Source organism: Chloroflexota bacterium (genome assembly GCA_020161265.1).
Lineage (GTDB): Bacteria > Chloroflexota > Chloroflexia > Chloroflexales > Herpetosiphonaceae > Herpetosiphon.
The window spans coordinates 119,240-132,341 of the sequence record JAIUOC010000008.1 but is presented as its reverse complement, the minus strand read 5'-3'; the positions used below and the strand labels follow the sequence as shown (position 1 = coordinate 132,341).

General features: G+C 48.8%; 12 protein-coding genes. 5 read left to right on the top strand and 7 right to left on the bottom strand.

The window, feature by feature from the left end:
* Nucleotides 1-3 precede the first annotated feature (3 nt).
* Together LCH85_18305 and LCH85_18300 are read left to right on the top strand one after the other, a co-directional pair.
* The gene (locus LCH85_18305) at nucleotides 4-366 is read left to right on the top strand and encodes a DUF4260 domain-containing protein (GenBank protein ID MCA0353953.1); all 363 of its coding nucleotides are present in this window, start codon (nucleotides 4-6) and stop codon (nucleotides 364-366) included.
* Between the two features lie 10 nt (nucleotides 367-376).
* On the top strand, nucleotides 377-952 hold the full coding sequence (locus tag LCH85_18300; protein ID MCA0353952.1) for a WHG domain-containing protein: 576 nt from the start codon (nucleotides 377-379) through the stop codon (nucleotides 950-952).
* Here the strand turns inward: LCH85_18300 and LCH85_18295 are convergent.
* Complete coding sequence (locus LCH85_18295) at nucleotides 949-1,386, bottom strand: hypothetical protein (GenBank protein ID MCA0353951.1); 438 nt, start codon at nucleotides 1,384-1,386, stop codon at nucleotides 949-951. The two genes, LCH85_18300 and LCH85_18295, sit on opposite strands and share 4 nt — an antisense overlap.
* 137 nt (nucleotides 1,387-1,523) lie before the next feature.
* Between LCH85_18295 and asd the strand changes: the two genes are divergently transcribed.
* A complete protein-coding gene (gene asd, locus LCH85_18290) occupies nucleotides 1,524-2,579 on the top strand; it encodes an aspartate-semialdehyde dehydrogenase (protein ID MCA0353950.1) in 1,056 nt (351 codons plus the stop codon).
* Between the two features lie 50 nt (nucleotides 2,580-2,629).
* On the opposite strand, the gene LCH85_18285 is transcribed toward asd, so the two are convergent.
* The gene (locus LCH85_18285; GenBank protein MCA0353949.1) at nucleotides 2,630-2,830 is read right to left on the bottom strand and encodes a hypothetical protein; all 201 of its coding nucleotides are present in this window, start codon (nucleotides 2,828-2,830) and stop codon (nucleotides 2,630-2,632) included.
* A gap of 313 nt (nucleotides 2,831-3,143) precedes the next feature.
* Nucleotides 3,144-3,926 (bottom strand): hypothetical protein, encoded by a 783-nt coding sequence (locus LCH85_18280; protein ID MCA0353948.1) that lies wholly within the window; start codon nucleotides 3,924-3,926, stop codon nucleotides 3,144-3,146.
* Between the two features lie 312 nt (nucleotides 3,927-4,238).
* On the opposite strand from LCH85_18280, the gene recA reads away from it, so the two are divergent.
* Complete coding sequence (recA, locus tag LCH85_18275; GenBank protein ID MCA0353947.1) at nucleotides 4,239-5,315, top strand: recombinase RecA; 1,077 nt, start codon at nucleotides 4,239-4,241, stop codon at nucleotides 5,313-5,315.
* Between the two features lie 69 nt (nucleotides 5,316-5,384).
* Nucleotides 5,385-6,071: a RecX family transcriptional regulator gene (locus LCH85_18270; GenBank protein MCA0353946.1), complete on the top strand. Its 687-nt coding sequence runs from the start codon at nucleotides 5,385-5,387 to the stop codon at nucleotides 6,069-6,071.
* On the opposite strand, the gene LCH85_18265 is transcribed toward LCH85_18270, so the two are convergent.
* The 4 genes from LCH85_18265 to LCH85_18250 all read right to left on the bottom strand — a co-directional run bounded on the left by LCH85_18265 (nucleotide 6,068) and on the right by LCH85_18250 (nucleotide 13,006).
* On the bottom strand, nucleotides 6,068-7,210 hold the full coding sequence (locus LCH85_18265; GenBank protein MCA0353945.1) for an STAS domain-containing protein: 1,143 nt from the start codon (nucleotides 7,208-7,210) through the stop codon (nucleotides 6,068-6,070). The two genes, LCH85_18270 and LCH85_18265, sit on opposite strands and share 4 nt — an antisense overlap.
* 19 nt (nucleotides 7,211-7,229) lie before the next feature.
* Nucleotides 7,230-8,348 carry an STAS domain-containing protein gene (locus LCH85_18260; protein ID MCA0353944.1) on the bottom strand — a complete coding sequence of 373 codons (1,119 nt, stop codon included), beginning with the start codon at nucleotides 8,346-8,348 and terminating at the stop codon, nucleotides 7,230-7,232.
* A 107-nt stretch (nucleotides 8,349-8,455) separates the two neighbouring features.
* Entirely contained in the window at nucleotides 8,456-9,253 is a 798-nt protein-coding gene (locus LCH85_18255) for a caspase family protein (GenBank protein MCA0353943.1), read from the bottom strand.
* 12 nt (nucleotides 9,254-9,265) lie between these two features.
* Nucleotides 9,266-13,006, bottom strand: coding sequence for a CHAT domain-containing protein (locus tag LCH85_18250; protein MCA0353942.1), 3,741 nt, complete (start codon nucleotides 13,004-13,006; stop codon nucleotides 9,266-9,268).
* Nucleotides 13,007-13,102: the final 96 nt, after the last annotated feature.

Below are 13,102 nucleotides of genomic sequence, written 5' to 3'. Positions count from 1 at the left end.
ATCATGGCAAATAGTAGCTTGGTTAAACGCTTATTACATGCCGAAGGCTTGGGTTTATTGCTGATTGCAGTGCTGGGTTATGCTTGGCAAGGATTTAGTTGGTGGCAATTTGCCTTGGCCTTATTTGCGCCGGATCTGGTGATGCTTGGCTATTTGTGGGGGCCAAAAGTCGGCAGCATTTGCTATAATTTTGGCCATATTACGCTTTGGCCGCTGAGCTTTTTGGCGCTGGGAGTGTTGAACAATTGGCAGTTAGGCCTGCAAGTTGGCCTGATTTGGTTAGCGCATATTGGGCTTGATCGTATGCTTGGCTATGGGCTAAAATACCCAACTCAATTCAAAGATACCCATTTGGGGCGAGTCTAGAGGAGCAGCAATGGCCTACCCAGCCCAAACCGATTATCCAACAATTATTCGCACGGCCCAACGTTTGATTGAACGCGATGGAGTTGAGCAATTGGCCTTAGCCAGCCTTGCCAACGAACTGGGCATCAAAGCTCCGTCGTTATATCGCTATGTAGCCAATAAAAATGCCTTGCTCAAAGGCGTGGTAACAGTCACAATTCAACAATTGTTTGCGGCGTATGATCAAGCTTTGGCTAACAGCCCGAACGATGCGCAAAGCCAGTTGTTGGCAATTAGCCATGGGCATCGCCAATTTGCCCATGCACAGCCCAAAAATTATGCTTTAGCCCTGACCGCTGCTAGCCCCGAACAACGGGCTGATCCTGCGCTGTTGGTCGAAATGGTATTGCCAATCCAGGCAATCATGGCCCAAATTAGCGGTCAAGAGCATTCACTGGCAGCTTTGCGCGGCTTGTTGGGTCTGATTCATGGCTTTGTGCTGCTCGAACTCAATCAACAACTCCAGCGTGGCGGCGATTTAAGCAGCGCCTTCGATTTGGCAGTGCGCAGCTATTTGGCTGGCCTAACCACCTTGGCAGCGGCTTAAAGCATCGTCAATAAAAGTACCAGCAGCATAATCAAGCCAAACAAAATAATAAATATATGGGCATTACTATAAAAAGCATTGGCTGTCGCAGATCCAGCGAGCTTGCTATGATCCGACAGATTCCTCCGAGTGCGATTGCGCTCCAGATCCTGCTCAGTTAGTTGAATGTCACTGGCGGTTACACGGCGGCGCTTCAAATACGCCCCGATTTCATCCATTGAAACCTGCTCTGAAAGCTGTTGAGCAACATCGGCCAAGGCTTCTGGCTCACGTTCTGGAGCCAAATTGCGCTCAGGCGTTGGCTGGTGGCGCATTTTGTTTTGAGGAATACCTCCTTGGCACACTTCATTTCTGAGCGAACGCAGCTCACTGCGTAAGGCCTGAACTTCTTTTTCTAAGCTGGTAATTCGATTATGAAAATACAAATCAGACATTTTAAAACCCCCTAATCTATTAACATCAAACCTAGGTACGTTGCAGGGTCGTGTGGAGTTGCTATAATGCCCGCAGCAACGACGCTGATGAGCAATGGTGCTAATTCACATACATTCCCACTGCGGAGGCTTTTGGTATGAAGAAGATTCCTGTTGGTGTGCTAGGCGCAACAGGGATGGTTGGACAACGCTTTTTGAGTTTGTTGATCGATCACCCCTATTTTGAAGTAACGGTAGTTGCCGCTTCGGAGCGTTCGGCTGGTAAGACCTTGGCCGAAGCTGGCCGCTGGATGATCGGCGGCGAAATGCCTAGCCAATTTGCCAAGATGACCGTCCAGCCAGTTGATCAGGTTGGCGATGTTGGCTTAGTATTCAGTGCCTTGCCCAGTGATGCTGCTGGCCCGACCGAAATTGCTTGGGCCAAATCAGGCGCGTTGGTTTTTTCGAATGCTGGCGCACATCGCCGCGATCCACTTGTGCCGCTGTTAGTGCCCGAAGTCAACCCTGACCATGTTAATTTGTTGGAATTGCAACGCCAACAGTATGGCTGGAGTGGCGGCATTTTGACCAACCCCAACTGCACAACCACCCATGCAGTTTTGCCAATGCGAGCTTTGCACGATGCTTTTGGCATTACCAAAGTATTGCTGGTCAGTATGCAAGCCCTCTCTGGCGCAGGCTATCCAGGTGTGCCAAGCCTCGATATTATTGATAATGTTGTGCCGTTGATCAAAGGTGAAGAAGAAAAAGTTGAGTGGGAGCCACGCAAGCTTTTGGGCACGCTTGGCGCTCAGGGCGTGGAAGAAGCTCAAATCACGATTAGCGCTCATTGTAATCGGGTGGCGGTTATCGATGGGCATACCGAATGTTTATCATTGGCATTCGAGCGCCCGCCCGTCGATGAAGCTGAATTGATCGCGGTCTTGCGTGAGTTTAAGGCTGAGCCGCAAGCGCTCAATTTGCCCAGTGCGCCAACCCACCCAATTTTGGTAACTGAATTGGCCGATGGCCCGCAGCCACGCCGTGATCGCGATGCCGAACGTGGCATGGCTACGACCGTTGGGCGCGTTCGCCGTTGCCCAATTCTTGATTACAAATTAGTGTTGTTGGGGCACAACACCTTGCGCGGAGCCGCTGGGGGTTCGTTGCTCAACGCCGAATTAATGGTTGCCAAAGGCTTGATCAAGGCCTAAAAAGCGCTGCGCACAGAACCAATGGTGAGGAATTCTGTGCGCAGTTATTGTTAAATAGTATTGATCACCACGATGATCAGCCCAATAACCATAAATACTCCACCGACTGAACGAAACGTTTGGTGTAACCGTTGGGTAAACACCGCATCTGTGCCACGGCGGGTATCGCTATAAAACCATTGCTCGCGAAATTGGCGCGAAACCAATAAAATGCCACCAAAGAGAATTAATAACACTGCAAAGAGAACCATCAACACACCCCTCATAAAACTGGATATCTAGCTGTATCGTATCACATCAAGCTTAATTAATCATTGACTGATTTAGGCTATAAATCTAAGAATTTGATTAATATTCTATAGCTCATTAGTCATCAAGCTGATAGTACCACATCCTCACACAAGCCTCGATACTAGTAATACTGCAAACTAGCACTATTTGTTCCAATGGCTTAAAACAAAAAAAGCCCCCCGTAGGCGAGCTTTGGTATTGAATCTGATCATTGTGAGCAACACTAAAACGAAGCTTTATGAGCTTGGCGTTCTTCGTGATTGAATAATAGGGCTAGCGTCGTCGCCACCAACGTTGCTTTTGCGGCTGGATGAAATACGGTTCAGCCAGCGGAATTTGGGCATCAGACAGCAATAAATGGGGCAATTCTTCGACCATCCGCCGCGCACGCTGTTCGCCAATCAGTTGGCTTGCAACTTGAAAGGCCTCGCGCATCGCGGGCGCACGCGCACCAGTAGGCGCATGAGCATCGCTAGCAATAATTTGAGCCAAATTATGATAGACCATTTGAGTTGTAATATCTTGCAAGCGCTGGCCGTGCCAACCAACCAAGCTGGCGGCAGTAATTTGCACAACTACGCCACGCTCAATTAATGGAATCAACAGATTAGGATTATCTTGGAAGACACGGGTACGTTCGGGGTGAGCCAGAATGACCCGATGACCTGCTAGTTGTAAATCAAAAATCGAACGCTGCAAATGTTCAATCACAATATGCGCGGGAGTTTCTAATAAAACGGCGCGACTCGTGCCATAGCCCAAGAGATCACCTTGACGCAACCGCTCGGTCAAATCGCTGGCAACCACCATTTCAGTGCCTAAAACGACTTGCAAGCCTAATTTGGCACGCTGCAAATATTCGCGCAGTTGCACCACCAAATCGCGCAAGCGTGATGGCAGATAGATCCGCGATTGCGAGGAACCAGGCCCGTGTGGAGTAGCGGCAACACAGGTCACACCTTCGGCGACTAAGGCACGGGCAATTGCTAACGAACCACTCCAATCGGCAGGGCCATCATCAATACCAGGCAGAATATGACAGTGTAAATCGTACATAGGGTGCGCCTTGTTTTAGTTTCAAACAGACCAAGCAAGTATACCACTATGCCATCGCCCCATAGGAGTGATTTAGGGGGGACGATACGGAGTAGTAATTAACAAAATTAAGTTAATCTCTATAGGTGATGGATTATACCGCTATAGGCTTAAAAGTCAAAGGATTATGTTTGGTTAAAGCAAAAGTACTAGCCAAACTAGGAAAAAAAGCCTTGTACTTGACGAACAAGTGTGCTATACTGGCTTGCAGTGGCGACGTGCAAGTCTGCCGCACTTTTTCGTAAGCAAGAGTATCTACAAGGAGTCCGAGTAATGGCAATTTCACCCGAAAAAGAAAAGGCTCTAGCCGCCGCCCTCAGTCAGATTGATCGCCAATTTGGTAAAGGCGCAATTATGCGTATGAGCGATCAACGCTTATCGATCGAAGCAATTCCAACTGGCTCAATTGCGCTCGATTTGGCGCTTGGGGTTGGCGGGATTCCACGGGGTCGGGTGATTGAAATTTATGGTCCAGAAAGCTCAGGGAAAACCACCCTTACCCAACATATTGTGGCCGAAACCCAAAAAATGGGTGGGGTTGCCGCTTTTATCGATGCTGAACATGCTTTTGATCCGGTTTATGCCGCCAATTGTGGTGTTAATGTTGAAGACTTGTTGGTCTCACAACCTGACACTGGCGAGCAAGCGCTCGAAATTTGCGAAACGTTGGTGCGCTCAGGCGCAATCGATGTGATTGTGGTTGACTCGGTAGCTGCGCTTGTACCACGCGCCGAAATTGAAGGCGACATGGGCGATTCACACGTTGGTTTGCAAGCCCGTTTGATGTCGCAAGCCTTGCGCAAGCTCTCAGGTGCTGTCTCCAAATCACGCACAGCTTTGATTTTTATCAACCAATTGCGCATGAAAATCGGCGTGATGTTTGGTAATCCTGAAACCACCACAGGTGGCAATGCGCTCAAATTCTATGCCTCGGTGCGTTTAGATATTCGCAAAGTTGAAAGTATCAAGCAAGGTCAAGATGTGACTGGCGCTCGCGCACGGGTCAAAGTTGTTAAAAATAAAGTTGCACCACCTTTCCGCCAAGCTGAATTCGATATTATGTATAACGAAGGCATCTCGCGCGAAGGCAATATTGTTGACGTTGGCGTGACCATGGAAATTCTGCGCAAGAGCGGGGCTTGGTTCTACCTTGGCGATGATCGCTTGGGTCAAGGTCGCGAAAATGCCAAACAATTCCTCAAGGATAATCCAGCTTTAGCCGATGAAATCGAAAAGATGATTCGGGCTGCTTCACCGGGTGCGCCTACCGCCAAGGTCATTGTTGGGGCGGCGGCTGCCAACGGTGCTGCGCCTGCCGATGATGGCGATGGGATTTTCGACGACGAATAGGCAGCGTTATCAATTGATTACTGAGGGCGTAGCACACCAATGCTACGCCTTTTTGTTTGAGGAATTGCCATGCCAACTGGAACCATCACCATGCTCGAAATTCAACAGCGCGACCGCGAACGGGTCAATTTGTACATTGATTCGGTGTTTGCCTTGGGTATCAGCTTGCGCACGCTGGAACAGCAAGGTTTATACAAAGGCAAGGTATTGAGTGAGGCCGATTGGCAAGCTATCGCCAAGGCTGAAGAGATCGATAAAGCCTATAATGCGGCTTTGGTTTTTCTGGCAGCGCGGCCACGCTCTAGCCAAGAAATTCGCACCCGCCTACGCCAACGTGAATTTCCCGATGAACATATCGATTTTGCGCTTGAAAAACTGGCTCAGCTTGGTTTGGTTAATGATGAAGCCTTTGCGCGGTTTTGGGTCGAGAATCGCCAGCAACATCGGCCTAAGGGAGCCAGAGCGATTCAAGCAGAGCTGAGCCAAAAAGGGGTCAAACGCGAATTAATTAGCGAAGTGTTGCATGAATTAACCGACCAAGATGAGGAACAAGCACGAGCTTTCAGTGTGGCGCGTACTGCTTTGCGGCGCTACGCCAACGAGCCAACCAAAATGGCGTTTAGCCGTAAAATGGCGGGCTTACTGCAACGACGCGGCTTTGGCTTCGACACAATCAAACCTGTGCTTGATCAACTTTGGCAAGAGTTGCAATCAAATAGCGAAGCTGATGAAACCGAAGGGGACGACATTGATTAAGCTGCTCGCCGTATATGGGTTTGGAGCAGTGATTGGATGGCTTTTTCGAGCGTCAGATAATTTTTTACCAAATTTGCCTGCATATCAAGCGAAACTAAGGCTGTGGCAACTTCAGGGCGCAAGCCAACCAAAATGGTTTTGGTGCCAAGCAGTTGAGCGGCCTTGGCAATTTGAATAATCGTTTCAGCTACAACTCGATCGATCAACGAAACACCCGTAATATCCAAAATGATCGTATGGGCACTTGACCGTTCAATTGCTGCAAAAATATCGTGGCGTAACGCTTGAGCATGCTCAGCAGTCATTTCGCCAATCAAGGGCGCGATCAACACACGTGGCAAAACTGGAATAACTGGAATATTTAATTGAGCCACAATCGTTTGACTCGTTTGTAATTCGCTGAGGGCTTGTTGCAGAACTTTTTCACGTTGGGCTAAATCATTCAGCGCTTGTTGTAAGCGTTGGTTGCGCTCGGTAACTTTTTGCTCTAATAAATGCTTTAATTGTTGTGATTCATCTTCACGTTGCAATAAATTGTAAATCTCCATGTGCAAGCTACTACCAAACCGCTCAACCAATAAGGCTTGACTTACAATTGCAATCGTCATCGTCACAAAAATAACCCAAAAATTTTCGATCATATCGATTGGTTGTAAAATACCAGCCGATTCGAGTGCACCAATTGAAGCCACAATTACAATTGAGGTAATTGCATTCAACATTAAAACTTTACGGTTATTTAGTAACGCACTCATAATTAAAGGAATCGTAAAAAAGACAAAACCATAGGTGCTATTTTCACGTAAAATCCCAACGACCGCATAGCCGATTAATAACATCAATTGAATGCTGGCACTCACAATCATTGCTGCTCGTTGCAAATGATTGCGGCGTAGCTGCTGGAGCGCAATCGCCGCGCCGATGCCCATAGTTGAATAAGCTCCCATCGCCATCAATAGTTGTTTGAAGGTATCGGGGGTTGCCGGAAAAACCACAAAAATAACCGCTGAACTGAGCACTCCCACAAGCGCGATTCCAAATAAACCCAGCACAATCGCTTGGAACGCACGGGATTGGCGACGTTCAATCAGATTGGTTTGCGGTAATTGATCAAGCCATAAACGCCAGCGACTCAGCATAGCCTGCTCCTCTGCGGTGCTAGTTCAATTCAAGTCGTTGATTAATCAGCGATAAGACTGCTTGTTCAAGATTGGCAAAGGTCTGAATCGCTGGAAAATTGATGTGAAGTGCGATCAGCGTTTCGGCAACTTCGGGCCGTAAACCGACCAAAATAGTGCGAACCTCAAGAAACCGCACAGTTCCAGCGATATGTAGCAAAGCCTTGCCGATAAAGGTGTCGATGGTGGTTACGCCCGTTACATCAAGAATGATCGTATGAGCTTTGTTGTACTCAATCGCGTTGAAAATATTCTCGGCAAACGCTTCAGCCCGCTCGCCCGAAACCTCGCCAACCAAGGGAATAACCAAAATTCGCGGCAAAATTGGCAAGACTGGCGTGCTAAGCTGGGTAAAAATCTGTTTGCTATGTTGCAGAGTCGTTAAGGTGTGTTGTAAATCAAGTTCGCGTTGTTCAAGCTCGGCTAGCGCTTGGCTCAGGCTAGTGGTTCGTTCGTTGACGGTGGTTTCAAGCGAATCGCGTAATTGATTCAGTTTGGCATCGCGCTCTAAAGCTTCGTGTAAGGTGTGGCGTAGGTTGCTACCAAAACGATCAACAATCACCGCCTGAAGAATTGTGAGCAAGGTAAATGTACCAACGATTGCTTGGAGATTAATTGGCAACAACAATTTACCTGCTAAGCCACGCGATTCAGCCAATCCAATTAGCAGAAAAATCGTCAGCGATAGGCTGGTCATGGCTAAAACGACTCGCCGATTGCTCAACAAACCAGCCAACACAATTGGCATCGAAAATGAAACCAGCGTAAAACCAACCGCTTGGGTATATACGCCAATTGCCCAAAATGAAATCAGCAATTGAATCAAAAAGTTGCTGAGTAAAATTAAAATTGCTTGTTGCAATGCATTAAAGCGGATTCGCCATAGCACTAATAACGAACTCAAGCCCATCACGCCATAGCACACAGCCGCCAACAGCATTTGGTTCGAGGAGCCGCTAGTGATCGGTGCGGTAATAACTCCAATCGCCGAAACTAGGATTAGCGTGAGTACCATATGCTGTAGCAACATTGCTTGGCGACGTTCGACCACATGTTGTTGGGGCAAACGTTGAAGCCAGGCTTGCAAGCGCATAACCATAGAGGGGATTCCTTAGCTATCTAGATTCGCTTTATTATCCCCCCTTTGTCAATTATTTGCCTTGTTGTTCGTCCTGTTTTGATTCCCCCGCAGAGGGGATATTCGGGTTAGGCTGATCGTAGCGCAAGCGGCGCACTCAAGCCATTGCTAATCTTCGGGGTTTGCTGAATGCCCGCCAAATCACTAGCGTCAAGCACGGCATTGTAGGTTGCCTCAAATAGGCTTTGAATATCAGTAGTTTGGCCAGCGGCGATTTGCTCAACCAACTTGGCCGTGAACAACGAGTTTGGCTCGCCAGGCAGAATGTAGGATTGTTCGCTATCTTGGCAGCCAGCCAAAAGCACTTGATTGGCCGGAATTGGATCGCCACCAGTGCCAGCCGGAATTGTGGCATTGCCAATAATTTGCTTAACCAAGCCTGCGGGTAATTCTTTGGCGATCAAGCCTGCCGGAGCCATCGCACCTGTACCACTATGGCAAGCGTCGAGCACCACCAACAACGGAGCTTTTTCACGGATTGGAGTCAGCCAAACTCGTAATTCATCATCGCGCACAAAACTGCCTACCCCTTGCTCCATACCGCATTCATATGGACACAAAAACTCCTCTTTGCCATCGCTTTCATCGCCATTATCGTCATCGAAGCTGGCTCCATGGCCTGAATAATAGACAATCGCTAGATCATCAGCGGCGACTTCGCCTGCCAACCATTCCAACGTCGCCTGAATATTGGCTTTGGTCGCTTGATCATCAAACAAAACTCGCTCAAGCAAGGGCTGGGTGCTCAAGGGTCGTAGCGCATTTAAAAAAACTTGGGCATCATCACGACAAGTTGGCAACGGTGGAATCGCCGGATTGGCATAGACACTGACTCCAATCGCCACGACCAACAAACGCTTTGGCATAGATTGCTCCTTCTAACGCTTTCCAATTGGAATAAAAGCGGCCCAATAAAATGGATGGACTAAATGTGGTTTATCGGGCTGGGCCAGCATTTTTTGCTTAGCTTTGGTCAAGATTTCGGCTTTATCAGCGGTTGGTTGTTGGCTCAGCAACTCGAAATAAGCCTCAACTAAATCCATGGTTGCCAACACATCAACCGACCATAAGCTAGCAATAATTGTCGGACTACCGCGAAACATCAAGGCGCGGGTCAAGCCATTGATGCCCTCGCCACGCGAGATTAGGCCCAAACCACCTTGGCATGCTGCCAAAAAAATCAATTCGGTATGAGGCATGCGTAATTCAAAAAGGTCATGAATGCCCAAAAATCCATCTTGCCCGCTCTGATCGCTGCTGCCATCAGGCGCGGCCAAATTAAACACCAAGCCCGAAAATTGCGGATATTTATCGTTGAACACGCCATGGCCCGCAAAAATAATGTAGCGCATGGCCTGCTCAGCCAAAATGCGCTTGAAATTGGCTTCGTTGGATTGAAATTCAGCTTGATAGGGCGTGTGATCTGGCTGCCAAGCAGTTAATTGAAGGGTAGTTCCATGCGCATCTAAATCGCCCAATACCTTACTGAGCACACTGGTTTGGCTCAAATCGTTGTAGCTAATCATCAATTCTTGGGCATAGATATGGCCTGGGTAGACGCTTGGCACATTGGTTTGATAATTGATGTTGTAAACGCCCAGCGCTAGATTTGCCGCTTGAGTTGCTGCTTGTCGCTGAAGTTGCAGCCAAAGGCTAATCGATTGAGCAGTAGAGATCGTGGCGTGATTCAGCCAATAAAATGGCACGAGATCACGGCAAATTTGCTCAGGCGTAGCTTGATCAGGCGCTTTTTGGCGATAGGTCGCTGGATCAAGCGGCTGCTGGTTGGCATCAACTGGGTCATCGAAAAACAGCAAATCAAACGGCAAATAATACAAAATCCCATCTGGAATGATGATTAATTGTTTGCCACGCAACTGCTCTTTTAGCCCTGCCGCCCAAAGCGGCCCTAACAAACACTCAACAACATGGCGATTAGCTCGCACAAATTCTTGCCAACGCGCTGCCCCACGCTGGGCATACCAAATTAAGCGGGCCACGGCATATTCAATTTTGGCGCGGCAGGCTAGCTCAAATGCTTGCAACTGCTGACCATCGGTATACAGCAAATAGCTCCATTCGCTGCCAATCGTAAAGCTCAAAATCACCGTGTTGGGACGTTCGCTCAAGGCTGCTTGCAAGCTTGGCCACGTTACCAGTTGCGGCTGAAGTTCTTGATTTTGGCTTTCCAAGGCTTGAGCGATATTGCTCTGAAGCGCTTGCCACTCGGCGAAGGCTGCTCGTTGATCATTCAATAATTTAACTAAATCATCGCCAGCAGGCTGCTGCATGGCTAAACGAATTGCCATGCTTCGCGCGGCCAACGCGGCGGCCAAGGCTCGCCGTTGCTGCTTTAACTCAGGGCTGAGTTCGCGCTCACGATCAATTTGGCTGGCCTCAAGCAATTGTTCAAAGCCATGGGCACGCAAACTTTCACTCAATTGCAATACGCTCGTGTGGTCGCTGGAATGCTTGAAATGAAAATGCATCGCGCATTCGAACACCTGAAATTTATCTTGCAGCGCGGCCATTTGCCAATCGCTTTGCTGCACATTATTGCGCAACACTTGGACTAATTCGCAGGCATTGGCATAGGCTGGTTGGGCTTTGGCTAGATCGTTGAGTGCTTCGTAGGCTCGTGCCATGGTCAACCAAACCCGCCAGCCAGCATCGGGAATCAACACGCCACGCATTTGGGCTTGTTTCAGGGCCGCTTGGGGCTTGAGATCGCTCAGATTCAGCGCTTTCAAGCAGTTTTGGGCAGAATTCAAGGCTTCGGCTGGCTGCTTCAGCAATAATTGAACTTCGCTGATATTGGCAAACAACACCGCTTGCAGCACCCGATCTGCCGTGGTTTGGTTGAGCAGTGCCAAGGCTTGTTGCAACAATGCCAAGGCTTGTTGATAAAGCTGAGCTGGCTCACCTAAATCCTGCAAACTTGCCGCTAACTCGCTGGAAAACCAACTAGCCTCAAGCAGCAAATTAGCCTGGAGCCAAGCAATATTGGCTTGATTGGCGATGATCAAGCTGCGATATTGAGCCAAATTTGGCTCTTGCTCAGCCAAGGTTAATGCTTCGGCATAAGCTTGTTGGGCTTGAACAAGCGCTTGGCGATGCTTGGTATATTTCAGCCCTAGAAAGTGTTCGGGTGGTTTATCGCCGCGCAATAACACTTGCTCGGTTTTGTCGTAGCTCACATAGCCGCGATGATCAAGCAAATTATTGCGGACAAAGGCGATATTGCCCCGATTGATCGCTGCCAAACATTGGCCTTCACGATCATCAGCGGCCAGCAAATTGGTAAGTTTGACATAGCACTGCTCAGCCGCCGCGTAATCGCCCAACATCACCAAACTATTGCCCTGCCATTGGGCCAATAAGCCACCAAAAGCCTGATTTTGGCTGGTTTGGTTGGCAAAAGTTGGCTCGCTGATTAATTGCTGACTGGCTGCAAGGGTTGTGGCAAAACAGTGTTGGGCTAATTCAGGTTGGCCTGCTAAAAAAGCCAATTCGCCTCGCAAGGCCTCGGTCAATAAACCCAATGGCGCAGTTGTGCTAGGAATTTCGGCGAGCAAGGCTTGGGCTTGCACTACATTAAATAATTGATGTTCAGTCCAGGCCAGCCACCATTGCAGTACCATCCGATGGCGTGCCCCAAGCTGCTCATCGACCAAAACCCCCGCCAACAAAGCCTGCCAATGAGTTTTTAGTTGCTGCAAAAGTGAATTTTTGGGCGTAGCAAAGCGCAAAATATTCGGCATTGGCAAATTAACTGCTGGCAACGGCACGCCACGTTGCGGAGCTGGCGCAGGCGCTTCTTCACCTTTACCATCGTCGGGCCCAACTTCGGCTGGAGTTAGCGCCATAATTGCTTGCTGCAAGGCTTGGAGCAACGCTTGATCATCTGTATTATGTAGTTGATAGGCTAGCAAAACTGCCTCAAGCATCGCCCGCAAATCATCGATCAAAGCAGGTTTTAGCTGATCGTCGAGCCAAGGCACAAGCTGTTCGGCAGCCTTGGGATGTGCCTGTTGAGCACGCTTGAAACTCGCCATAATCCCAACATAATCGGCTAAATCGCGCTGAAGCAAAATCAAACTAATCACTGCTTCAAGTTCATTTAGTTTGGCCAAACCTTGGATAATTGGCTGCCACAGCGCGGCAATATCGCCAAACAGCGCATAGGCATGCAACTCGCAAGCATACAATTCAGCCTCATCGGCAATGCAAATCGTCCAGCTGGCTGAGCGCGGATCACTGCTCACGCTGCTACAAAACGAGCGCAAAGCATCGATTTGTTTGGCGCTCAGGGTTGGTTGGTCGGCCTGCCAGCTGCTGGGGAGTTGTAAAGGTAAGTTGGTTTGCTGTTGATGCAAGTCGCAATAGCGTTGGGGATTGCCATGCCACAGTGCCAGTTGCTTGGCGCTGGCAGTTATTCGTTGGCTAAAACCTTGATCGGGCCAACAATTGGCTTTGGCTTGTTGCTCCAAACCCTCGAATACTGCGGGAATCCAATCGTAGAGCACCAATTGCAAGGCTTGGTGCAATGTTGCCCCTTGTTGATATTGGGGATTTAAGCGTTGTTTGGCCAGCCATTGAGTCAACCAAGCTGTGGTCATCATTGCCTCCAAGCGCACTAACAGCAGCAGCGTCGCAAATGCCCAACATTCGCGCGGTCATGCCAATTTTCGCCAATCTGTGGCTCTAAGTGATTA

Excerpts from the sequence above, each read along its gene's own strand:
- LCH85_18305 (MCA0353953.1), top strand. The coding sequence starts at position 4 with ATGGCAAATAGTAGCTTGGTTAAACGCTTATTACATGCCGAAGGCTTG.
- LCH85_18300 (MCA0353952.1), top strand. The coding sequence starts at position 377 with ATGGCCTACCCAGCCCAAACCGATTATCCAACAATTATTCGCACGGCC.
- LCH85_18295 (MCA0353951.1), bottom strand. The coding sequence starts at position 1,386 with ATGTCTGATTTGTATTTTCATAATCGAATTACCAGCTTAGAAAAAGAA.
- asd (MCA0353950.1), top strand. The coding sequence starts at position 1,524 with ATGAAGAAGATTCCTGTTGGTGTGCTAGGCGCAACAGGGATGGTTGGA.
- LCH85_18285 (MCA0353949.1), bottom strand. The coding sequence starts at position 2,830 with ATGGTTCTCTTTGCAGTGTTATTAATTCTCTTTGGTGGCATTTTATTG.
- LCH85_18280 (MCA0353948.1), bottom strand. The coding sequence starts at position 3,926 with ATGTACGATTTACACTGTCATATTCTGCCTGGTATTGATGATGGCCCT.
- recA (MCA0353947.1), top strand. The coding sequence starts at position 4,239 with ATGGCAATTTCACCCGAAAAAGAAAAGGCTCTAGCCGCCGCCCTCAGT.
- LCH85_18270 (MCA0353946.1), top strand. The coding sequence starts at position 5,385 with ATGCCAACTGGAACCATCACCATGCTCGAAATTCAACAGCGCGACCGC.
- LCH85_18265 (MCA0353945.1), bottom strand. The coding sequence starts at position 7,210 with ATGCTGAGTCGCTGGCGTTTATGGCTTGATCAATTACCGCAAACCAAT.
- LCH85_18260 (MCA0353944.1), bottom strand. The coding sequence starts at position 8,348 with ATGGTTATGCGCTTGCAAGCCTGGCTTCAACGTTTGCCCCAACAACAT.
- LCH85_18255 (MCA0353943.1), bottom strand. The coding sequence starts at position 9,253 with ATGCCAAAGCGTTTGTTGGTCGTGGCGATTGGAGTCAGTGTCTATGCC.
- LCH85_18250 (MCA0353942.1), bottom strand. The coding sequence starts at position 13,006 with ATGACCACAGCTTGGTTGACTCAATGGCTGGCCAAACAACGCTTAAAT.